20 protein-coding genes are annotated in these 22,012 nt (G+C 51.1%); 13 read left to right on the top strand and 7 right to left on the bottom strand.

Annotation, left to right across the window (positions count from 1 at the left end):
- Positions 1 to 76: 76 nt before the first annotated feature.
- A complete protein-coding gene (locus P6574_RS06310) occupies positions 77 to 1,279 on the bottom strand; it encodes an MFS transporter (protein ID WP_310622111.1) in 1,203 nt (400 codons plus the stop codon).
- A 183-nt stretch (positions 1,280 to 1,462) separates the two neighbouring features.
- Between P6574_RS06310 and P6574_RS06305 the strand changes: the two genes are divergently transcribed.
- Both P6574_RS06305 and P6574_RS06300 read left to right on the top strand, forming a co-directional pair.
- Entirely contained in the window at positions 1,463 to 2,488 is a 1,026-nt protein-coding gene (locus P6574_RS06305) for a GlxA family transcriptional regulator (RefSeq protein WP_310619525.1), read from the top strand.
- 83 nt (positions 2,489 to 2,571) lie between these two features.
- Positions 2,572 to 3,057, top strand: a complete 486-nt coding sequence (locus tag P6574_RS06300) for a TetR/AcrR family transcriptional regulator (RefSeq protein ID WP_310619524.1) — start codon at positions 2,572 to 2,574, stop codon at positions 3,055 to 3,057.
- 936 nt (positions 3,058 to 3,993) lie between these two features.
- On the opposite strand, the gene P6574_RS06295 is transcribed toward P6574_RS06300, so the two are convergent.
- Positions 3,994 to 4,170, bottom strand: coding sequence for a hypothetical protein (locus P6574_RS06295; protein WP_310619523.1), 177 nt, complete (start codon positions 4,168 to 4,170; stop codon positions 3,994 to 3,996).
- Positions 4,171 to 4,442: 272 nt separating this feature from the next.
- On the opposite strand from P6574_RS06295, the gene P6574_RS06290 reads away from it, so the two are divergent.
- Entirely contained in the window at positions 4,443 to 4,793 is a 351-nt protein-coding gene (locus P6574_RS06290) for a hypothetical protein (RefSeq protein WP_310619522.1), read from the top strand.
- A 51-nt stretch (positions 4,794 to 4,844) separates the two neighbouring features.
- Here P6574_RS06290 and P6574_RS06285 read toward each other — a convergent pair whose 3' ends face one another.
- The gene (locus P6574_RS06285) at positions 4,845 to 5,558 is read right to left on the bottom strand and encodes a metal-dependent hydrolase (RefSeq protein ID WP_310619521.1); all 714 of its coding nucleotides are present in this window, start codon (positions 5,556 to 5,558) and stop codon (positions 4,845 to 4,847) included.
- Positions 5,559 to 5,723: 165 nt separating this feature from the next.
- Positions 5,724 to 6,410 carry a uracil-DNA glycosylase gene (gene ung / locus P6574_RS06280; RefSeq protein WP_310619520.1) on the bottom strand — a complete coding sequence of 229 codons (687 nt, stop codon included), beginning with the start codon at positions 6,408 to 6,410 and terminating at the stop codon, positions 5,724 to 5,726.
- A gap of 102 nt (positions 6,411 to 6,512) precedes the next feature.
- Between ung and ruvX the strand changes: the two genes are divergently transcribed.
- Positions 6,513 to 7,007, top strand: a complete 495-nt coding sequence (gene ruvX / locus P6574_RS06275; RefSeq protein WP_310619519.1) for a Holliday junction resolvase RuvX — start codon at positions 6,513 to 6,515, stop codon at positions 7,005 to 7,007.
- Between the two features lie 54 nt (positions 7,008 to 7,061).
- The gene (locus tag P6574_RS06270; protein WP_310619518.1) at positions 7,062 to 7,991 is read left to right on the top strand and encodes an AEC family transporter; all 930 of its coding nucleotides are present in this window, start codon (positions 7,062 to 7,064) and stop codon (positions 7,989 to 7,991) included.
- 22 nt (positions 7,992 to 8,013) lie between these two features.
- On the opposite strand, the gene P6574_RS06265 is transcribed toward P6574_RS06270, so the two are convergent.
- Positions 8,014 to 9,006, bottom strand: coding sequence for a Rossmann-fold NAD(P)-binding domain-containing protein (locus P6574_RS06265; RefSeq protein ID WP_310619517.1), 993 nt, complete (start codon positions 9,004 to 9,006; stop codon positions 8,014 to 8,016).
- Positions 9,007 to 9,105: 99 nt separating this feature from the next.
- The gene (locus P6574_RS06260) at positions 9,106 to 10,737 is read right to left on the bottom strand and encodes an acyl-CoA dehydrogenase family protein (protein WP_310619516.1); all 1,632 of its coding nucleotides are present in this window, start codon (positions 10,735 to 10,737) and stop codon (positions 9,106 to 9,108) included.
- A gap of 152 nt (positions 10,738 to 10,889) precedes the next feature.
- On the opposite strand from P6574_RS06260, the gene P6574_RS06255 reads away from it, so the two are divergent.
- The 4 genes from P6574_RS06255 to dprA are packed head-to-tail and all read left to right on the top strand — an operon-like array spanning position 10,890 to position 14,960.
- On the top strand, positions 10,890 to 11,846 hold the full coding sequence (locus tag P6574_RS06255; RefSeq protein WP_310619515.1) for an aspartate carbamoyltransferase catalytic subunit: 957 nt from the start codon (positions 10,890 to 10,892) through the stop codon (positions 11,844 to 11,846).
- Between the two features lie 10 nt (positions 11,847 to 11,856).
- Positions 11,857 to 13,161: a dihydroorotase gene (locus tag P6574_RS06250; protein WP_310619514.1), complete on the top strand. Its 1,305-nt coding sequence runs from the start codon at positions 11,857 to 11,859 to the stop codon at positions 13,159 to 13,161.
- Between the two features lie 21 nt (positions 13,162 to 13,182).
- On the top strand, positions 13,183 to 13,800 hold the full coding sequence (gene plsY / locus P6574_RS06245) for a glycerol-3-phosphate 1-O-acyltransferase PlsY (RefSeq protein ID WP_310619513.1): 618 nt from the start codon (positions 13,183 to 13,185) through the stop codon (positions 13,798 to 13,800).
- Positions 13,800 to 14,960, top strand: coding sequence for a DNA-processing protein DprA (gene dprA, locus P6574_RS06240; protein ID WP_310619512.1), 1,161 nt, complete (start codon positions 13,800 to 13,802; stop codon positions 14,958 to 14,960). The genes plsY and dprA overlap by 1 nt, the downstream gene beginning before the upstream one ends.
- 79 nt (positions 14,961 to 15,039) lie before the next feature.
- On the opposite strand, the gene P6574_RS06235 is transcribed toward dprA, so the two are convergent.
- Positions 15,040 to 15,234 (bottom strand): hypothetical protein, encoded by a 195-nt coding sequence (locus tag P6574_RS06235; RefSeq protein WP_310619511.1) that lies wholly within the window; start codon positions 15,232 to 15,234, stop codon positions 15,040 to 15,042.
- Positions 15,235 to 15,523: 289 nt separating this feature from the next.
- Between P6574_RS06235 and topA the strand changes: the two genes are divergently transcribed.
- From topA to P6574_RS06215, 4 genes are read left to right on the top strand one after another with little or no spacing between them, the layout of a single operon-like run.
- Positions 15,524 to 18,334, top strand: coding sequence for a type I DNA topoisomerase (gene topA / locus P6574_RS06230; protein ID WP_310619510.1), 2,811 nt, complete (start codon positions 15,524 to 15,526; stop codon positions 18,332 to 18,334).
- A gap of 34 nt (positions 18,335 to 18,368) precedes the next feature.
- Positions 18,369 to 20,696 carry a ribonuclease R gene (gene rnr, locus P6574_RS06225; RefSeq protein ID WP_405048075.1) on the top strand — a complete coding sequence of 776 codons (2,328 nt, stop codon included), beginning with the start codon at positions 18,369 to 18,371 and terminating at the stop codon, positions 20,694 to 20,696.
- Positions 20,697 to 20,701: 5 nt separating this feature from the next.
- Complete coding sequence (locus P6574_RS06220; RefSeq protein WP_310619509.1) at positions 20,702 to 21,142, top strand: DUF983 domain-containing protein; 441 nt, start codon at positions 20,702 to 20,704, stop codon at positions 21,140 to 21,142.
- Positions 21,143 to 21,150: 8 nt separating this feature from the next.
- Complete coding sequence (locus P6574_RS06215; RefSeq protein WP_310619508.1) at positions 21,151 to 21,900, top strand: NUDIX hydrolase; 750 nt, start codon at positions 21,151 to 21,153, stop codon at positions 21,898 to 21,900.
- Positions 21,901 to 22,012 lie beyond the last annotated feature (112 nt).

Genomic DNA, 22,012 nt, shown 5'->3' with positions numbered 1-22,012 from the left:
AATAGGTTAAAGCAGCGAGCTGTTTTAGTAAAACCTCTCACTGCTTTAATACCAGTCAGTATTTTAGAGGCCGCTTCTAAACCATATTCACTGGCCGCTGGCGGAGGCTTTGCGCTCCAATGTACAGCAGGCACATTGCAAACAAGGGCAGACACAGCAGAACGAGGTTCTCCCACCCCAAGTTTTCCAGTGCAACACCAGAGACAAGGGATGCAATCACAGTCGCCAAGCCAACCAATGTGTCATTGAGCCCCTGCATGGCAGGGCGTTCATTGTCCTTCAAATTGGCATTCAAGTAACTTGAGGCACCCACAAAGCCAAAGTTCCAGCCAAGCCCAAGCAGAATGAGGCCACCGTAAAAATGGAAGAGCTCCACGCCGCTGTAAAGCGTGAGGCAGCTTGCCGTCAGCAGCACCATCCCAAGGGAAATTATCAAAGGAGCCCCAAACCGGCTGATCAATATGCCCGTAAAGAAACTGGGAGCAAACATGGCGATGACATGCCAGCCGATCACCTCGCTGGCCGGATCCACATCAAAGCCGCAAAACGCCATGGCAAGGGGCGTTGGAACCATGACAAGCGTCATGACACCATAGGAGACAACACCGCCCACAATCGCAGTGCTAATGGCTGGACGGCGCAAGATTTCACGCAGTGGCGGGCGCTGTTCATGTACCTCTTGAGCCTTCTTCGCTATAGGTAGGTTGATAAAAAGTGTCGGCAAGGCGCTCAAGAAGCCAACCACCGAAATAGCAAGGTAAATACCTGCAAAGGGTATGGGTTCGAACACGTCCCGAGTTGCTTTAACAATTTGGGGAGCAACAAGAGCTGCAACCAGTCCCATGGTCATAGCCAATGACAGGGCCGTTGATTTCCAGCGTTCAGTGGCCGCATCTGCAGCTGCAAAGCGGAAAAGCCCGACGGCAGAGGCGGAAATACCAAAAAGAAAGTGCCCAAAGCACAGCAGCCAGAAACTGCCTGAGAGCAACGCGAAGGTTGCCACACCTCCCCCTATCATGCTGGCACATGACCCCATAAGGAAGCCCGGCTTGCGCCCGAAACGCCCCATGAACAAAGAAAGAGGCACGGCCCCCATCAACAACCCCAGCATCTGCATTGTCAGCGGCAGAGTGGAAAGAGACGACAAAGGTGCAAGATAGGCTCCCGCCAAGCCGCCTGTTGCAATGAGCGCGGGAAGCTGAATGGCAAGGATGCCATTCGCCGCAAGCAAAAGCGGTAGGTTACGCCGCATAAGTGAGTTTTGAACAATTGGTGCCACGGTCAAATTCTAAGTATCCCAAACGATTAATTTACGAATGTTATCATTATTCCTGAAAAGTGCCTCGGCACATATGACAATCAAACATCAAATAGTGCCAAGCCCTTCAATAGTCGCAGGTCTGTGCCTTGTAACCACATCAGGGGGCCTTTAGAGTGCCCTCACCATGACATGAAGAAGCCAATGAGCCATACAACGCGATCTATTGATATCTTTGTTTTTGACGGGGTCAACCTGTTGGACCTTGCAGGGCCCAGTCAGGCTTTCACCAGCGTTTCACAACCTGCGATCCAATCCAGAATGAACTACAAAATTCGGTGCCTCAGTCTGGATGGAAACCCTGTGACAAGTGATCCGGGCATCAAAATTGCCGTTGATGGAAAATTGGCTGACTGGGATCGCTCCGCAGACTTTCTGTTTCCCGGCGGGCATGTGAACAGGTATCTAAATGACCCGCGGATCACGCAGGCCGTCCAGCGCGCAGCTGACCGCGATGGAAACCAGCGCCTCATTTCTGTATGCTCCGGGGCGCTGTTTCTTGCCAGTGCCGGCGTTCTGGATGGGCGACACGCCACAACGCACTGGTGCCGCAGCCAACAGGTAAAAGCAAATTACCCCAATGTGCAGTGGCAGGTGGACCGCATTTTCGTTAGAAGCGAGAATATCTATACCGCCGCGGGTGTGACCTCCGGCATTGATCTGGCCCTTGCACTCATCGAGGAAGATTGCGGCAGTACGGTTGCACTGCGCGCGGCGCAGTATCTGGTGGTCTATATGCAGCGTTCCGGTGGACAGGCGCAGTATTCTGCCCCGCTTGCCTTGCAATCCGCCTCCCTGCCTGCCCTCGCCAAACTGAGCGAAGTGATCCTTTTAAACCCCGAACAGGACTGGAACGTTGAAGCTCTGGCAGATTGTGCTGCCATGAGCCCGCGCAGCCTTTACCGGCATTTCCAGCGGGATCTAGCAATGTCACCTGCCCAGTTTGTAGAAAAAACACGACTGGACCTTGCTGTTTCCCTACTTCACGGGGGGATGCCCCTCCAAAAAGCGGCGGATCGTGCGGGTTTTGGCACACTTCAAAACCTGCGACGCGCTTTTGATAGGCGCTACGGCGTTACACCAAGTGAATATATCGCCCGTTTTCCCTCCAGTATTCGCCCTCGCAACACTCATGGGCACCAAACCACGCAGCCCTCCCGCCTGTCATGAGTACTCCTGTTCAAACCTTCCCTCCCCCCCACTCACCAACGAAAAGGGGACGCCCACGGCAAAAGGATTTGGGAAAGCGTATATTGAGCCAGACCCTAAAAGACTTGGCAGAGCAGGGATATACGAACCTTAACCTTCAAGAGATTGCACAAAGCGTTGGCACCTCCAAGCAGGCTATTTACAGGCGCTGGCCCGACAAAAGAACGCTTGCAATAGAAGCGGTGCGTTTGGGGTTCCGGCAAGTCCCCCCCGTCCCTCCAATTTCCGGATCTTTGCAGGCGGACCTCAACGCGACACTCCTGCAACTTGCCACAAGTCTGTTTGAAGGACCTCTGGGCCGAGCTTTTCTGGCGCTTTTATCGGAACCATCCTTAAGGCAAGAAGCGCAGTATATTGAGGGCGAGCAAAGAACGCTGATGCGCCAACTTTTCGTTTTTGCAGGGCAAACCGAAAAGATGGAAGACCAAATTGATGCTTTGCTGGGGCCAATTTACTTCAGATGCGCTATTCGCGGCCAAAAGGTGGAGACCAGATTTATTTATGACCTAGTTCGAAATACCCTCTCATAACGTGATCCAGCACCGCATGGAAGCCATACTGAGAAAAACAATTCTGTTCTAGCAAAAGCTCAAAGCAGGACGACACCATGGTCTGGTTTTACTATAGGCCATAGCTTCCAAGGAGCTGTGTGGCTGGTGACATAACATGCCTTTAATGCAGGCAACGGATACCTGTTAAATACAGCGATACAATCTTACTTTAGTTACGCCAATTCTTATTTAGAGAATAAGAAAATTGATCGTATATGTGGGAAAATGAAATTGCGGTTACATTCGAAATGAAAAGCGAATTCAAAGACCTAATATTCAGCATCTCATATTTTATAGCTTGCCTATTGATACTGACGTTGATGTTCTATCCTGCGCTTTATTCATACCAAATTATTCCAGTTCCATTATTTATTATGATCTCAATTTTAACTTCGATAACTGGGGTAATGTTGGCAATTACAACAAGATGGTACCTTATAATTATTTCGTTAGGAGCCGCATATTACGTCACACTACAGATGTCACCTCAATTCAAGCAGATGAACAACTTACGGATATTACTGACGGATACCAAACAGCTTCCAGATTATGGTGAGATAATTAAGTGGGGGGAGTTCAATTGGTTCCCCTCACAAGACTATTTTTATCTTACAAGAGAAAAGAAAGAAAATATGAAATCTGATACACCTAATGTGCGCTTACAAACCAAATGTAATGTTAAAGTTACTCAACTTATCGATGATTACTACTTGATAAATGTTAACTGCCTTAAAGGCGAACTATTTTTTTAACCTACCGTTATGTTATCAAGTAACTGCCGAGGACTAATATCCTACGAAGCGGCGTAACAGGAGCGCATCCACTTATAAATATCGCTCACCTGTCCAAACAAACCGAGCCACCTCACTTTTCGGCAATACTCTGTAACAGAGCCTGATGAACCGCCAGCCTCGATTAATAGCCTATGATGAGTGGCCGCAATGAAAACACAATGATAACGGCAGCAAACACACTTAAGAGAATGATATAAAAAATTGTCTTTGCGCTGCTTTTCCTGCGCGGGCCTTCACCTTCATCCAGAAACCGCTTGAAGTCATCCAGTCTATCTTGAGGGTCAGGTTTGCTCCCCATAGGGTTCTCCCTTACATTAGAACTATTTCTAACCAGAGTTCCTAGTCTACAAAAACGGAGCAAACCAAAAGTAAAATAACAAACACCCTACAATATTAACTGAATAAAAAACACTAAATTTGTCTATAGCTAAACAATCACTTAATTAACCTAATAATTGTAAATTAACAAATAAAAAAATTTACTTAGATACCAGCCTTCATATTATATATATCGTTGTTTTTTATTATCATAGTGATGCTCTTTAAAACTGTCGGTAAAGAACAGAAAAGATGATAGCAACACAAACTTCAAGCTTGCATGAGCATCTAGTGACCTGCGAGAGGTTTCTAAGGGACTGCGGAGAATCTTATTGGGCGTCAAATCTGGAGGCAACCAGATCAGTTGATGCAGTTGGAAACAAAGTCGTCGACATCTACGCGCTTATGGAACTGTTCTCCCCCGGTCAAGGCTTCACAGAACTTACATTGTCTCCCTTACACGGACACAATATAGAGCATGGAGACAGTGAGCTGCTCGCCAACGTGCAATTGAGCGAGCTGCGCCTCTCCATATTTCACTTGGCCAATAAGCACCAAAGAGGAGAAGAGGACGCTATCGCAGTGATGTCAGGACGCTACTAAGGACCTGCCAGACAGCCGCTCACGGGATAAGCCTGTCACTTCTGGATGCGCTCAGCAGCTAACCTCGATCTCGTCTGCGAGCGCAAGCACAGATACTTTTTTAGCGTCAGCCTCCATATGCTTAACATACGCATCCGCGCTTTGATCCAAAATGGGGAAAGTGGCGTAGTGCATGGGTATTATCTGCTTGAAATTGAAGTAGCGCTTGCACGCCATAGCGGCAGTATTTGCACCCATGGTAAACCGGTCGCCAATGGGGACCAGCCCCACTTTTGGTGCGTAAAGCTCATTGATTAGCGCCATATCACCGAAAATATCAGTATCTCCCATGTGGTAGAGCGTGGGTTCACCTTCTGCCTCAATGATCAGGCCATTGGGGTTTCCCATATAAATGGGGGTGCCGGTCTCTGCCTGCGATGACGAGCTGTGAACTGCATTGGTGAGCGCCACTTTAAAGGGGCCCACATCCACACGGCCTCCGCATCCCATGGGGTTGATGCTTTCTATGCCATGGGAAGAGGCCCACATACAGACTTCAAAACAAGAGGAAAGCTGAGCCCCTGTATTCTTGAGAATATCCAGAGCATCGCCCAAGTGGTCATCGTGTCCATGCGAAAGAAGGACATGCGTGACGCCGCTTGAGACCTGTTCTACGCTTTTGTCCTTCGGGAAGTGGGGGTTTCCCGACAGGAACGGATCAATAAGTATCACCGCGTCTTTAATTTCTATTCGAAAAGCGGAATGTCCCCAATATGTGATCTTCATTGATACCTCCTGCCAGACTTTTGTTTTGTGTCCAGCTAGCTTCCTAACAAAACAAAAGGATTAAATTCTGAAGGCATTAGGAAACAGCTGTGGCATCAATTGGAATTCCTGAATTATTAGGCTCCCAAATACAGGAAGTCGAGCAGTCCCCTCCTCGTTCAGGACTTAATCCAATGCGGGCAAGGACCAGTCAATGGCATCCCCCCCCTGCTCCTTCAGGAATGCATTGATCTTGGAAAATGGTTTGGAGCCAAAAAAACCACGGTAAGCAGAAAGGGGAGAAGGGTGAGCCCCGCTCAACACCAAATGCTTCTGGCAGTCAATCAGCTTAGTTTTTTTCTGCGCATGAGCTCCCCACAACACAAAGACAAGACCTTGTCTTTTCTCGCTCAAAGCCTCAATGGCGCTATCCGTAAATAACTCCCAGCCCAGTTTTGCATGGGCTCCCGCTTTACCCTCTTCAACAGAAAGCGAGGTGTTCAATAGTAAAACACCCCGCTCTGCCCAAGCTTGCAGGAAACCATGTTTGGGCGCAGTGATTCCAAGGTCACTCTCCAGTTCCTTATAGATGTTGCGCAAGGAAGGCGGGATTTTCACATCCGGCTGAACAGAAAACGACAGTCCATGTGCCTGCCCAGAGCCGTGATAGGGATCCTGCCCCAAAATCACGACGGATACTTTTGAAAAGGGCGTTGCATTAAAAGCGGAAAAGCGTTGATCCTCTGGCGGGTAAATGACTGCCCCAGCCTCTCCCCGCTCCTTCAAAGCATTTTCAATCTCTTTAAAATAGGGTTGTGTGAACTGGGAACCAAGAACTTTACGCCATTGAGGTTCCAATGCATCTTGATGCATACAATTTTCCTGTTGTTTTTTGAAAGGCTCGGGAGACAAGCTTTCTCTTAGCCAAACAAGCGGTCTCTTGGCAACCTTGCAGCTCTATGTTAGAGCGCAGCCATGGCAAATGACCCAACTTATTCTACAGAAGAATTTGAAGCTCACCTTCAATACGGACAGCGCGTTCTTGGCATGGATCTTGGCACGAAGACCATTGGCCTTGCCCTTTCCGACATGGGGCGGCGCATCGCGTCTCCTCTTGAGACCATCAAACGCAAGAAGTTCACCATTGACACTGACCGCTTACTCGAACTTTGTGCCCAACATCAGGTTTGCGGGTTGGTTCTCGGGCTACCACTGAACATGGACGGAACAGAAGGCCCACGCGCACAAGCCACACGCGCTTTTGCCCGCAATCTGGCCCAGCGTACGGACATTCCGATTACTTATTGGGACGAGCGCCTTTCCACCGCAGCTGTAACCCGTACACTTATTGAGGCTGACCGCTCCCGTGCACGGCGAAGTGAACTGGTCGACAAAATGGCAGCTAGTTATATTTTACAGGGGCTTCTGGATCGTTTACAGGTTGGCGCCACTTCATTTTTCAACGACTAACTCCCCCAACCTTTCTGCACGGGGCGCTTTATCCAGACTTTAGAAAGACCCCGCATGCAATTGGTTGTTTCAGCAATCCTTCCTATTATCTTGCTGCTTTTGACTGGCTGGGCCCTTGGCTACAGCCAGTTCATCCCGCCAGAGGGCTGGGCCTCAATCGAGAACCTGTGCTACTGGGTTTTGATTCCCGCACTTTTGATCCCCAGTGTGGCCAGCGCGGATTTTTCCAGCATTCATGTGGGAAAGTACGCCGTCGTTATGTTAGGGTCCGTTACTTTTCTCATTGCAATTTTGATGGCTCTACACCCCTTACTGCAACGCTATCTGGGGGTCTCCGGCGCGTCGTGGACATCTCTGGCGCAAGGAACCATTCGCTGGAACGGCTTTATTACGTTGGCGGTTGCCACAAAAGTATTAGAGGATACAGGCGTTTCCCTCATAGCCATTGCCTTTGCAATTTTGACGCCGTTTAACAACCTGTTGTGCGTCCTCCTAATGATTCTCTACACACGATCGCACGCCATCAGCTTACAAAGTGTTTTGGGAGGGGTGCTGAAAAATCCTTTCATCCTTTCCGTGTTGGTCGGCCTTGTATTAAATGTTACTCATATTCCTCTGCCGGAGGTTCTAGATGGCTATCTAACATTCCTCAGCTCAGCCTCTGTCCCCATGGCCATTTTATGTGTGGGGGCTGCAATTGATCTGCGTATGCTGCGCAAGCCCAACTTCCAGCTGATCACCGGTGTCGCTTTTCGCCTGCTCATAGCTCCGGCTGTGGCCTTGGTTTTTGCAACACTTCTGGAAGTGGACGAGACCCTAAAACTTGCACTTGTAATTGTGTTTGCAGGTCCGACTGCTGGCTCCGCTTACATTCTCTCCCGAAAAATGGGGGGAGATTACGCTCTCATGGCTCAAATTATCGCTGCCCAAACTATTTTAGCAGCACTCACCTACGCGGGCTGGCTTATTTTCGTTATCGATTAACAGGTATGGCCTGTTTCATTCTTCATGGCTTTTGGGATGCTTCACCATGCCACGGACCGCATAAGTCTTCTAAAATACGCCAGAACTCCTCGATTAATGGACCCTTTGTAAAATAGGGGTTCATTGGAAGCTGGTCGCTCAAGGGTCCGAGTGTTCTTCCAGCGGGAGCCCCCAGAACTTGTCCATGAGTTCCAACTGTGCCCTTGAGACAGTCGGCAAATTTAACTGCTCCCTCCTGCGGGCCTGCACTTTGCCCACGCCATCTCATGAACCGGATATATACGTTCGTCAGTAACCAACGCTGAAGCGCAGGCATCCTATCATTGATATGAGTTCCATAGGTGAAGCCGGGGGACATGGAAATGAGGCTCGCCTCTCCGTCCAGAACACTTGCCGCTTTTTGGAGCCACAAGACCCCTGTAAACTTGCCGATAGCATATGCATCCATCGCTTTATAAGGTTGAGCCAATTGCCGTGTCTGGAGGATGTACTCTCTCAGTTCCTGTGGCTGTGAAAACTGCGGCTGAGCTGCCACGTATTTGTAACCCCGCGACATTTCTCCGCCAGCGAAGACAACTCTACATCCCTTTTTCAAGAGTCCCCGATTTTTTAGAGCCAAAAGGGTTGCATGAGAGCCAAGAGTGTTTTTGCAAACATTTTCCTCTACCTCATACTTTCCCCAGGGAACTACTTGAAACGACTTGGAGAAAACAGGGCCACCCACACTCAAAAAGACCATATCAAAGGGCTTGTCCTGCGGAAGTGTATCAACGGATGCCCGGATTTTCTCTAGAGAATACATATCGAAGCCCCCGTAGGGCTCCAACTGGGTATGGTTGGCGGCGGGAAGTGCGCGAATAAGGTCCTCGCGGACCTGAACTGCAGAGGAGTGACTTCTACATGCAAGGGCGATTCGCCCCAAGTCCTTTTCCGCCAGTAGCTGGCAGGTGATCCTGGCTATTCCGCCATTTGCACCGGTAACAAGCAGAGACTGTTTTTTCCACTCCTCCGGCATACCCGCCCTCCTTTTGGCCCCTCCTGTCTCACTGCATATTTCAGGGCAAACTCGTGGGAGGAAGTTACCTTGAATATAATTCTTGCCTGTCAGACAGCCCTAAAGTGGAGGATAGAGCCAGTCAATAATGTCCTTAGCATTGTAACGTTGCTCCAGCATACCATAGGTGGAACGCCATTGGCCTGCCAACCGGGTCTCCATGAATGCATCCGAGATTTCTGCGGGTACAGACTGCTTTAAGGCGGCCGCCGCGCCTGTTATTGCCAGTTGCTCAGTCAATATGCGCGCATTACCAGGATCTTGCTGCGCACTCTCCGCTGCAGACTTTAGAACATCGATGGAGACCTCCCCTGAAGGGCCCAGCGCTGCCTTCAAGAGATTGCAGAAACTCTCAAATACATCGGGATTCTTGTTCAGAACACGAAGAACATCCAGTGCCATCACATTGCCGGAGCCTTCCCAGATAGCATTCACCGGAGACTCGCGGTAAATGCGGGCCTGATCAAAATCTTCAACATAACCGTTGCCACCAAGGCATTCCATCGCCTCGCCTGTAACAGCCCCAGCCACTTTGCAAATCCAGTACTTGGCCGCAGGCGTCATAATACGTAGGAACGCCGCCTCGCTTTCATCCTCATTGCAAAGCTGCAGAGCATAGGCAAGGCGCATGGCCAAAGCGGTAGCAGCAGCCACATCCAGCGCCATATCCGCCAGAACCCTCTGCATTAACGGCTGCTCGATAAGATGCTGCCCGAAAACACTGCGATAACGCGTGTGATGGACTGCCCGCATGAGGGAGGCCCGCATGAGAGCTGCCGACGCCAAAGCGCAATCAATTCGCGTTGGCGTCACCATTTTCAAAATTCTCTGGATGCCCTTGCCTTCTTCCCCCAGCAGCCAACCGGCAGCATCCACGAACTCTACTTCACTCGAGGCATTGGAGTGGTTTCCCAGCTTGTTTTTCAATCTCATCAGATTGAGGTTGTTCACCTCGCCAGTTTCAAGCAAACGCGGAACCAGAAAACAGGTTGGCCCTGCCGGACGGCGGGCCAATACCAAAAATGCATCGCACATGGGAGCGGAGAAAAACCATTTGTGACCATTTAAAAGGTAATAGTCCTCACTGGTTATTTCGGCTGTGGTGATGACCCGCCGAAGGTCCGTGCCGCCTTGTTTCTCGGTCATGCCCATGCCAATTGTAACGCCTTGCTTGGCGTTAACCGGCAAAAACCGCTGATCATACTTTCTTGATTTGATTCGAGGCAGCCATTCAGCCCCCAGTGTCTCCGAATCTGCCAAGGAAAAGCCTGCGGCATTTGTCATTGTTATCGGGCAAAGGTGACCCGCTTCAACTTGCGTCATCATGTAAAAGAGGCAGGCCCGCTCGAGATGGACATGACCGGCAGCAGGGTCCATAGCCTCCACAGAGGCACAATGGAGGCCCACATCAAAGGACCGGCGCATGAGCGCATGATAGGAGGGGTGGAACTCGACTTGGTCCAAGCGTCGTCCATAGGGATCGTGGGTTTTGAGCTGCGGTTTATTCTCATTGGCCAAGCGGCCTAAAGCAAGGCTTTCCGCGGCCCCGCAACGTTTACCATACTGAAAGAAAGATCCATCCGGCGTATTTTCCAGCCCGTACAAAGCTCTTATAGAGCAGAGCTGACGATCATGGGACGCCAAATTATAGCCCGCAAAGGGTGGAGACTGGTTTTGCACGGGGTCTGTCATAAATACTCCCTTTGCCTATCTCTCATACCCGACATCTGCGAAGGCAGTGTCTTCAAGAATGACGGCAAACACAACCCGAACATGTAAAGGGACCTGTTACTTCTATTTTTTCCTTTACGATCCTTTAAAAATCACCTATTTGGATATCTTCGATGACCCAACAAACACCGCATCGAATCCAACCCTTCCCACACCGGCACCTTCTTGGAATAGAGAAGCTGGAGCCGCAAGATATCCTTTATTTGTTAGATCTTGGCGAAGAAGCTGTCAGCGTTTCGCGTCAAGTAGAAAAACAGAAGGCTGTTTTGCGTGGCCGGACGCAAATAAACCTCTTCTTCGAGGCATCCACCCGCACCCAGGCATCGTTCGAGCTAGCAGGCAAACGATTGGGCGCGGATGTGATGAACATGTCCGTTTCAACCTCTTCGGTCAAGAAGGGGGAAACTCTCATAGATACGGCAGCAACGCTTCACGCAATGCGGCCCGACTTGCTGGTGGTTCGCCACCACGCAGCAGGCGCTGTCCACCTTCTTGCCCGTAAAGTGGGCTGTTCGGTGGTAAATGCCGGTGATGGAGCTCACGAGCATCCCACACAGGCCTTGCTGGATGCCCTCACCATCCGCCGTCACCGCGGCGATATTGGCGGTTTGACCGTGGCAATTTGCGGCGACATCCGCCATTCGCGCGTTGCCCGTTCCAACATGATTCTCTTGAGTAAACTGGGTGCCCGCATTCGTGTGATTACCCCCTCAACCCTGATGCCCTCTGGCATTCACAATATGGGGGTGGAAGTCTTCACAGATATGCGTGAAGGGCTCAAGGGCTGCGATATTGTCATGATGTTGCGCCTGCAACGTGAACGCATGAGCGGCGCCTTTGTTCCCTCCACTCGCGAGTACTTCCGCTACCATGGACTGGATGCGGAAAAGTTGAGCTATGCCAATAAGGATGCGCTCGTCATGCACCCTGGCCCCATGAACCGCGGCGTAGAGATTGCCGCCGAAATAGCAGACGGCCCCCAGTCGCTTATTCGCGAGCAAGTGGAAATGGGCGTTGCAATTCGTATGGCGGTTCTGGAAGCCCTTGCGGCCCACATGCCCAACAATTGAAGGACAGGCAATGATTGAGAACTCAAACCCGCTGGTTTTAAAAAACGCCCGCGTCATTGACCCTGCCTCCAAACTGGACACAATCGGTTCGATTATTCTATCGGAAGGCAAAATCGTTGCTGCAGGTCGTGAGGCACATAACCAAGGCGCTCCGGAAGGAGCTGTGACAATTGACTGTAACGGTGCGATTGCCGCTCCGGGCCTGATTGATATGGGTGTAAGCGTTGGCGAGCCCGGTGAAGAGCACCGTGAAACGCTGGAAAGTGCCAGCCAAGCTGCTGCTGCGGGCGGGGTCACCACCATGGTTATTGACCCTGACACGGCACCAGTGATCGACGATCCGTCTCTTGTGGATTTTGTACTAAGGCGTGCCCGCGATACGGCCATAGTCCACGTTCTGCCCATGGCAGCCCTGACCAAGGGCTTAAAAGGGAAAGACATGAGTGAGATCGGCCTTCTTCAAGAAGCCGGTGCTATCGCTTTCACCAACGGCACCCATCCGGTGAGTGATTCTTCCGTTCTGCTGCGCTTACTTACCTACGCAAAAGACTTCAACGCCCTTGTGGTACATCAGGCGCAGGACAAGGACCTTGCCGGATCGGGTGTGATGAACTCGGGACTAAGGGCCACATGGCTCGGGCTTGGAGGGATACCCCGCGAGGCGGAGTTCATTGCTATCGAACGGGATATGCGCCTCGTTGCCATGTCGCAGGGCAAGTATCACGCTCGCATAATTTCCTGCCCGCAAAGTGCAAGGGCAATCCAAAATGCCAAGCAAGAAGGGCTGAATGTTACTGCCGGTATCTCCATCAACCACCTGACACTTAATGAAAACGACATTGGTCCCTATAAGACCTTCCATAAAATGTCACCTCCACTGCGTGGCGAGGAAGACCGGCTGGCAATGGTGGAAGCGGTCGCAAACGGCACAATTGACGTTATTATGTCCGATCACAACCCACAGGATGTGGAAACAAAGAGACATCCTTTTGCAGAATCTGCCGATGGTGCGTTAGGACTGGAAACAATGTTGGGTGCGGGCCTGCGACTGGTGCACAATGGAGATCTTTCCATTATGCAGCTTTTGGCAACAATGACCTGCAATCCGGCGGACCGTCTGGGACTTTCCAGCGGTCGATTGGCAAAGGGTGCACCTGCCGACATTATCGTCTTCGATCCGGATAGACCGTGGATTGTTGAGGAAGAAAAGATTCGCTCCCGTTCAAAGAACAGCTCGTTCGAGAATGAAGTTTTAACAGGGCGGGTTTTGACAACACTGGTTGCAGGGCGCATTCTTTATAATTTGGCGGCCTAATAAATAAATTGGAGATAAAACGTGCCGGACCCCATCAGCTGGTCCTATGACCTGCCCTACTATCTACTGGCACTGGCCTTTGGCTACGCGCTGGGTTCAATTCCGTTCGGTCTCCTGATTACCAAGGTAGCCGGTCAGGGCGATATTCGCTCTATCGGCTCTGGAAATATTGGTACCACCAATGTGCTGCGTACAGGCAAGAAAAGCCTTGCTGCGCTCACATTGCTTGGCGACGCACTCAAGGGCACTTTTGCTGTCGTGCTTACCTATGCCTATGTGGGCATAGATATGGCAGTTATTGCCGGTTTTGGCGCATTCATCGGCCACCTTTTCCCTGTTTGGCTCAAGTTTAAGGGCGGCAAGGGTGTGGCAACCTATCTGGGTGTCCTTTTCGGGTTTTACTGGCCTGCCGGACTGGTTTTCATAGTACTTTGGGCTTTAGTGGCTTTTCTCACAAAATACTCTTCCCTATCTGCCTTGGTGACCTCGCTGGTCATACCATTGGTATTGTGGGCCGTTGGCCTCCCCCAGATAGGACAGGCCATGGGGCTTATGAGCATCATTTTGTGGGTCAAGCACCATGAAAATATCAGCAGACTTCTTAAGGGAACAGAAAGTAAAATCGGGAACAAGAGCTGATGACCCAAGCCACGCGAAGCAAAGGACACCAGCTTTCAAGGGTCCAGAAACTTGCGTGGCTTCAACTTATCCGCTGTGAAAATGTTGGCCCAAGGACATTTCGCGAACTCCTGAACCATTACGGCTCGGCCAGACATGCCCTTGATGCCCTTCCTGAAGTTTGCGCGCGTGGGGGACGTAAATCCTATGTCCCCTATCCGCAGCAAAAGGCCGAGGAAGAGCTCGACAGGGTTGAGGCTGGCGGTGCCCGGCTGGTGGCCATGGGAGAGGCTGACTATCCGCCCCACTTAATACACATAGACTCCCCCCCGCCTCTTTTGACTATTCATGGCGCCCCTGTCACCCACGAGCAAAAGACAATTGCTATTATTGGAGCTCGCAACTGCTCTTTATCTGGGCAAAAAATCGCGCGAAAGCTCGCGGGTGAACTGTGTGAGGAAGGGTATTCAATCGTCTCCGGTCTGGCACGGGGAATTGATAGAGCAGCTCATCAAGCCAGTCTTCATTCCGGCACAATTGGTGTTTTCGCAGGTGGAATAGATGTCATCTACCCCCTTGAGAACAAAGGCCTCTATGAGGATATGCTGGCAAACAATGGCTGCGCCTTGACTGAAATGCCTCTCCACCGCAAACCAAGAGCGGGAGACTTTCCAAGACGCAACCGCTTGATCTCTGGCATCTCTTTGGGCGTCATTGTGGTAGAGGCCGCGTTAAAGTCTGGAAGTTTACACACTGTGCGCTTCGCGCTTGAACAAAACCGGGAAGTGTTCGCCGTGCCGGGCTCGCCTCTTGATCCCCGTTCAGCAGGTGCAAACAGGCTGATTCAGCAAGGGGCCATGCTGGTTACAGAAACCGAGGACATATTAAAAACGCTTGGTCCGTTGACCAGCCCCCAGTTGCCCCTTCGTGAAGATCTGGATCCAGAGCAACCCGGTTTTCACCTTACCCCGTCAAATGAGACTGGCCCGAGCATACAGTCTCCCTGCGAAAATGACCGGATACGTGTTCTTCAAGCTTTGAACCAGACCCCTTGCGAGCTGGACGAACTTCATCGTTTTACACAGATCCCATTGAAAAATCTGCAGTTTATTCTTCTTGAATTTGAACTTGCCGGGCGACTTGAACGCCACCGCGGCAATCAGGTCTCGCTTCTTCATTAAATCCCCAGAAAAGGGAAACCCGAAAAAACCTAGTGGAATTGCAGGTTTACCCTAATGGGGAAATGTCATACTAATTAATTTAATGATCAATTTTAGGGGGTCGAGAGCAGATGTTCTCGGTTTCTTTTTCCGTGATCTCTAACATATAGGAGAGAAAGGGAAAGTTATTCTCGTCGGCCATTTGTGCCAATTCATGACACATTTCTCCGCAATATTCAGCAAAAGCCTTGCGTTCCATGTCACTCTCAAGCTCTTGGGGTGTGGTATGTTTCATCCGATTAACCCTTCGTAAAAAATACCTTTTCGTAAAAATACAGAGTAATTTCCATTCAACTTAATGCGTAGAGGACTCCTCCATTTGTTTAGGTTGCAAAATTGCTAGGGATTTTGAGAATTCAATGGTTTCATTTTTCAGGAATTCATTTTCCTCTCTTGACCTGCGCCTGTGAAAAGGCCATTTGACAGCCGCAACGTGATCCTTGATGTTCAAGGATCGACTCATGAGTTCACAGTTTGTGAACTTGAAATTTCAAAGACAGTTGCTCGCGAGAGTTTGGGTATCGATGAATATCGTTATTGTGGAATCACCGGCGAAGGCCAAAACCATCAACAAATACCTTGGCAAGGACTATAAGGTTCTGGCCTCATACGGCCATGTGCGCGATTTGCCCGCCAAAGATGGTTCGGTGTTACCCGATGATGATTTTAAAATGTCATGGTCCACAGATTCAAAGTCCCAGAAGCGCCTTTCAGACATCGCAAACGCCGTTAAAGAATCTGACCGCGTGATTCTGGCAACCGACCCCGACCGCGAAGGGGAAGCCATTTCTTGGCATGTGCTGGAAGTTTTGAAAAAGCGCCGTCTCTTGAAAGACAAAAAGATCGAGCGCGTGGTTTTCAACGCCATTACCAAAAGCTCGATTTTGGAAGCAATGAAAAACCCAAGAGATCTGGACGAGCCGCTGGTGGATGCATACCTTGCCCGCCGCGCCCTGGATTATCTGGTTGGTTTCACCCTTTCACCTGTTTTGTGGCGCAAATTGCCCGGGGCCCGTTCCGCAGGCCGCGTTCAATCGGTTGCCCTGCGCCTTGTGTGCGAGCGGGAAGGCGAAATTGAAAAGTTTATCTCTCAAGAATACTGGTCTATTCTTGCAAACCTGACCACTCCGTCGGAAGCGGGAGTACAGGCACGACTGACAGCCTTCAATGGCAAGAAATTTGGCCGTCTGGATATTAATTCGGAAGCGGAAGCCCTAAAGCTGAAAACCATGCTGGAGGTGGCCTCCTTCTCGGTTGCAAGCGTTGAATCCAAACCGCAAAAGCGTAACCCGTACGCACCGTTCACCACGTCTACCTTGCAGCAGGAAGCCTCGCGTAAATGTGGCTTTGCCGCCGCACGCACCATGCAGATTGCGCAAAAGCTTTATGAAGGCGCCAATCTGGGCGGTGAAACAACCGGCCTGATTACCTATATGCGTACGGATGGGGTGCAGATTGCACAAGAAGCCATTCACAGCTGCCGCTCTGTCATCGGCAAGCGCTTTGGTGATGAATATGTACCAGAGAAACCCCGTTTTTATTCTTCCAAAGCCAAGAACGCCCAAGAAGCGCACGAGGCGATTCGTCCGACAGATTTGACACGCCATCCCAAAGATATGGCCAAGTTCCTCGATCCTGATGAAGCCCGCCTTTATGAGCTGATCTGGAAACGAACCATTGCCTCCCAGATGGCCTCAGCGGTTTTAGAGCGCACCACCATCGACATTGACGCCCTGAACGGCGGTGATAAGGCGGCTCTTCGTGCATCCGGTTCTGTCATACGCTTCGATGGCTTCCTTGCTCTTTACCAAGAAGGCAGGGATGACGAGGACGACGAAGAGAGCAAACGCCTTCCAGCCATGAGTCAAGGCGATAAGCTGGGGCGCAAGGGCATTGAAGCCAATCAGCATTTCACCGAGCCCCCTCCCCGCTTTACCGAGGCAACTCTGGTTAAGAAGATGGAAGAGCTGGGAATTGGCCGACCTTCCACCTATGCGGCGACTTTGCAGACCCTGCGGGACCGCGAGTATGTGGATCTGGACAAAAAGCGCCTGATCCCGCAAGACAAAGGCCGCTTGGTGACAGCTTTCCTCGAAGGCTTCTTTGATCGCTATGTGGAGTATGACTTTACCGCATCCCTTGAGGATCAGCTGGATAAAATTTCTGCGGGTGAACTGGAATGGAAGGAAGTTTTGCGCCTTTTCTGGGAACCATTCAACGAAATTTGCAGTGAAGTCGTCAAACGTTCCAACACGGAAGTGCTTGACGCTCTTAACGATATTCTGCGTGCTCATGTATTCCCTGATAAGGAAGACGGATCTGACCCGCGCAAATGCCCTAAATGCGAAACAGGTCGCCTTTCCCTGAAAGTGAGCCGTTACGGTGCCTTTGTTGGCTGTTCCAACTACAACAAAGACAAGAACAGCGGTAAAATTCCGAATGAGGACCCACCGCACTGTGATTATACCCGTCAACTCACATCGGGCAGCGAAGGTGAAGCTGCTGCAGTAAGTGATGGACCGCAAGTTCTAGGAGTTGACCCTGAAACCGGTCTTGAGGTTTCTATGCGCACTGGTCGCTTTGGTCCCTATGTGCAACTGGGCGAGGAAGCAAAGCCCAAGCGTTCTTCCCTACCCCGTGGCTGGCAGGCATCCGAGCTGACTTTTGAAAAAGCGCTACAGCTTTTATCCCTGCCACGCGAAGTGGGCCTGCACCCTGAAGACCAGAAGCCCATTTCCGCAGGGCTTGGCCGCTATGGACCTTTCGTTCTTCACGATGGCACCTATGCCAATCTGGAAAATCCAGAAGAAGTCTTTTCAGTGGGCATCAACCGTGCAGTTTCCCTGTTGGCCGAAAAGAGGGCCAAAGGCGGCGGAAGACGCGCTGCTGCCAAGCCTCTCAAAGAGCTGGGAGACCACCCGGACGGCGGCGCAATTGGCGTTTACGCCGGACGTTACGGCCCCTATGTGAAGTGGGAAAAAGTCAATGCCACGCTTCCCAAAGGAAACGAGCCTGAAACCGTGACACTGGAGCAGGCCATTGAACTGGTGAATGCGAAAGCAGCCTCCAAAGGCGGAAAGAAGAAGGCAGCTCCTAAAAAGGCCACCGCCAAGAAATCATCCGCTAAAGCCAAGAGTGCTTCCAAGGAAGCACTTAAGGACTTCGGGGATCACCCGGAGGGCGGGCACATGAGCCTGCGGGATAGCGGCCGCCTTGGTATTCGCCTGAAATGGGATAAAACCTTTATCTCCCTGCCAAAAGGTACGGACCCAAAAACAGTTTCCTTTGACGATGCTGTTGCCCTTGTAAACTCCAAGAAAGCAACGGTCAGCTAGTTTAACCCGGCCTTGATGGCCATAGAAGCAGCTTATGGCTGCACCGAGAGAGACTTTGAGCCGAAAAAAGCTCGCTATGCCGAAAAGCAAGGGAGAGGCAAAACTGCCCTCCCGCGATGAAATCCTTGCATTTATCTCCCAAAATCCGGGAAATGCCGGAAAAAGAGAAATTTCCAGACACTTTGGAATTAAAGGCTCCGCCCGCATCGCCCTGAAGCAGATGCTGAAAGACCTGATTTCCGAAGGACTTATTGCCGGTAGCCGCAAGGCAATGATGCGCCCGGGCGACCTTCCTTCCGTATTTGTTGCCACCATCAACCAGCGCAGCCGTGATGGGGAAATGATTGCCCAGCCCGTGAGCTGGGATAATGAATTTGGCCCCGCGCCAAAGATTTTGATCTTACCCTCCAAGATACGCGGGAAAGAGAAAATTCCAGCGGGACTGGGCGATCGCGTCCTCATTAAACTTGCCGATCAGGATCCGGGGGAAGAAGCTAACCGTACGGCGCGTGTGATCCGCAGACTGGATAAACAGTCCGGTGCCATTGTCGGAATTTTGCGAATAGATCCGGAAACAAAGGCCGCTCATCTGGAGCCTGTTGACCGCAAGCAGAACGAGGTGGATGTCAATCCGCTTGAGATGATGGATGCGGCAGACGGGGATCTGGTTCGCGCCGAAGTTTCCAAAAGCGGCCGCTTTAACACAGCGCGTGCCAAGATCGTTGAGCGAATCGGCTCCATGAACTCGGAAAAGGCCGTTTCTGAAATTGCCCTGTTCTCCCATAATATTCCAAAGGACTTTCCAGAGGCTGTTCTGGCAGAATCTGAAAACGCCAAGCCTGTAACCGTTGGAAAGCGGGAGGACTGGCGTGACATACCGCTGCTGACCATTGATCCGGCGGACGCCAAGGACCATGACGATGCGGTGTTTGCGGAAGCTGATGATGACCCAGAGAACGTTGGCGGCCATGTGGTTTATGTGGCCATTGCCGATGTGGCAGCCTATGTGAGGCCGGGTAGCGCAATGGACAAGGAAGCCGTACTACGCGGAAATTCCGTCTATTTCCCGGACCGCGTCATCCCCATGCTGCCCGAGCAGATTTCCAACAACCTGTGCTCCTTGCGTGAAAAAGAAGACAGGCCTTCCATGGCTGTGCGCATGGTGTTCGGCTCTGACGGAAAAAAGCGCTCCCACACGTTCCACCGTATCATCATGCGCTCTGCTGCCAAGCTTTCTTACCAGCAGGCACAAAAGGCTATCGAAGGGGTAACTGATGAAAAAACAGAGGTACTTCTGGAAGGCGTTCTCAAGCCACTTTGGGCTGCCTATGAAGTCCTCAAGCGCGGGCGGAACAAGCGCGGCCCACTGGAGCTGAATATTCCAGAGCGCAAAATTAAATTGAAAGACGACGGCACCGTTGATCGGGTAATTGTGCCGGAGCGGCTGGATGCTCATAAACTCATTGAAGAGTTTATGATTCAGGCCAATGTGGCAGCCGCGGAAACGCTGGAGAAGAAGAAGACCGCCCTGCTTTACCGCGTGCACGATGCATCTACACCGGAAAAGCTGAAAACCCTGCGGGACTTTCTGGCCAACCTCTCCATAAAGCTGCCACATCAGGGCGGGTTGAGAGCCTCGGTTTTCAATAATATCCTTGAAACTGTCAAGGACACTGCCAATGAAACCATGGTTAATGAAGTGGTGCTACGCTCACAAGCACAAGCAGAGTACCATCCGGAGAATATCGGCCATTTTGGCCTGAACCTACGCCGGTACGCGCACTTCACGTCCCCTATTCGCCGCTACGCTGACCTGATCGTTCATAGAGCTCTGATTTCAGCGTGTGGCTTTGGCGATGACGGCCTTCCCTATGGATTTGAAGAGAATCTGGAAGCAATTGCAGGAGAAATATCTGCGGCAGAACGTCGCGCCATGCTGGCGGAGCGCGAGACTATCGACCGCCTCATAGCCCTTTGGCTTTGCGATAGAATTGGCGCTGAGTTTGCCGGACGTATTGCCGGTGTAACCAAGTCCGGACTGTTTGTACGCCTTAACGATACTGGTGCTGATGGGTTTATTCCTGCCTCAACCATTGGTAAGGATTATTACGCATACGAAGAATCAGCCCACGCCTTGGTTGGACGAGCTACCGGAGAAACGTTCCAACTGGGTGATTCTGTCGATGTGCGGCTAGCGGAGGCAGCGCCTTTTGCTGGTGCTCTGCGCTTTGAAATGCTTACCAAGGGCAAAGACAGAGGAGATGCGCTAGGAAAAATTGCAAGTCCTACGCGCTCCAAAAGATCGAGGAGAGGTGATAAACCTCAGGGACTGAGGAAATCAAAGTCCCGCAAGAAACGGTAGAGCAAATGAGCAGCACAAGCGATCGCATGACACCGCCAGCCCGAGAAATTAGCCCAGCTATGATCAGGGGGGGCCTGTGCAAGTGTCCCGCGTGCGGCTCTGGTAAAATGTTCAAGGGATATCTCACGGTATCCCCTGAATGCTCCAAATGCGGTGAGGAGCTGTTTCATCACCGCGCCGATGATGCTCCGCCTTATTTCACCATTTTTATCGTTGGGCATATTGTGGTGGGCATGGCCCTTTCCGTAGAGATGTCCTGGTTCCCGCCCATTTGGCTACATATGGCTCTCTGGATCCCCTTGACAATAATTATGGCACTGGCCCTGTTACGCCCCATCAAGGGCGCAATGGTCGGGTTACAGTGGGCTCTGCGCATGTATGGCTTTGATGCCAGCTTTAATGAGGAAGATGAGTACGTGTCAGGCTCATCTGCGCACTACCAGTAAGACGATAAATGAAGCACAACAGTCCCAAAGATATCGCAGCCGACAATTCTTCGCCAAACCGCAAAGCCCTGCGTCCACAAGATGCTGCTACCCTGCTCATTCTCGATCGACGGAATACGGGTGAACCCCATGTCCTAATGGGAAAGCGTCATATGGGTCACAAATTCATGCCCGGGAAGTTTGTTTTCCCTGGTGGCAGGGTGGATACGAGTGATTCGCGAATCCAACCGCTCACCCCCTATGACCCCAAAGTGGAAGAAAAGCTGGCCAAGCATCCCAAAAACTCTCCTACAGCTGCCCGTGTACGCGCATTTGCAATGGCTGCTATTCGTGAAACCTATGAGGAAGCCGGCCTCTTTATTGGAAAGTCACAGGATCAAGGCCCTATACCGCCTCTTGGCGAAGGGTTTAGAGCATTCGAAGAACGCAGCATTGTGCCGTCCCTCGCCCCTATGCGCTTTATAGCAAGGGCGATCACACCGCCAATGCGCCCTCGTCGCTATGATACAAGGTTTCTCAGCGTTTGGGCCGATGAAATTGCAGACCAACTGCCAGAGGGGACCGGACCCACGGGTGAGCTGGAAGAATTACAATGGCTTAGCCTAGAAGGCTGTAAGGCTTTGGATTTGCCAAGGATTACTCTTACAATCATCGAAGAGTTGCAACAACGCCTTTGCATTGATCCAGACCTAAATCCAGATACACCGGTTCCATTTTATTACTGGCGCGGTGTTGGTTTTGTGCGCAAGGAACTCTAAAGTGAGCGTTGCGAAAGCGGCATTTTTCATTTTCCTGTGTTCTTAGATAAGAATTCATGTGATTTGAGCCCTCAAGTCCATTGGATGTTGAGAACTGATCTTGACTTTACCA

This window comes from Pseudovibrio sp. M1P-2-3, from assembly GCF_031501865.1.
Lineage (GTDB): Bacteria > Pseudomonadota > Alphaproteobacteria > Rhizobiales > Stappiaceae > Pseudovibrio > Pseudovibrio corallicola.
The sequence above is the reverse complement of the archived record's forward strand: the minus strand, read 5'-3'. Positions and strand labels throughout refer to the sequence as shown.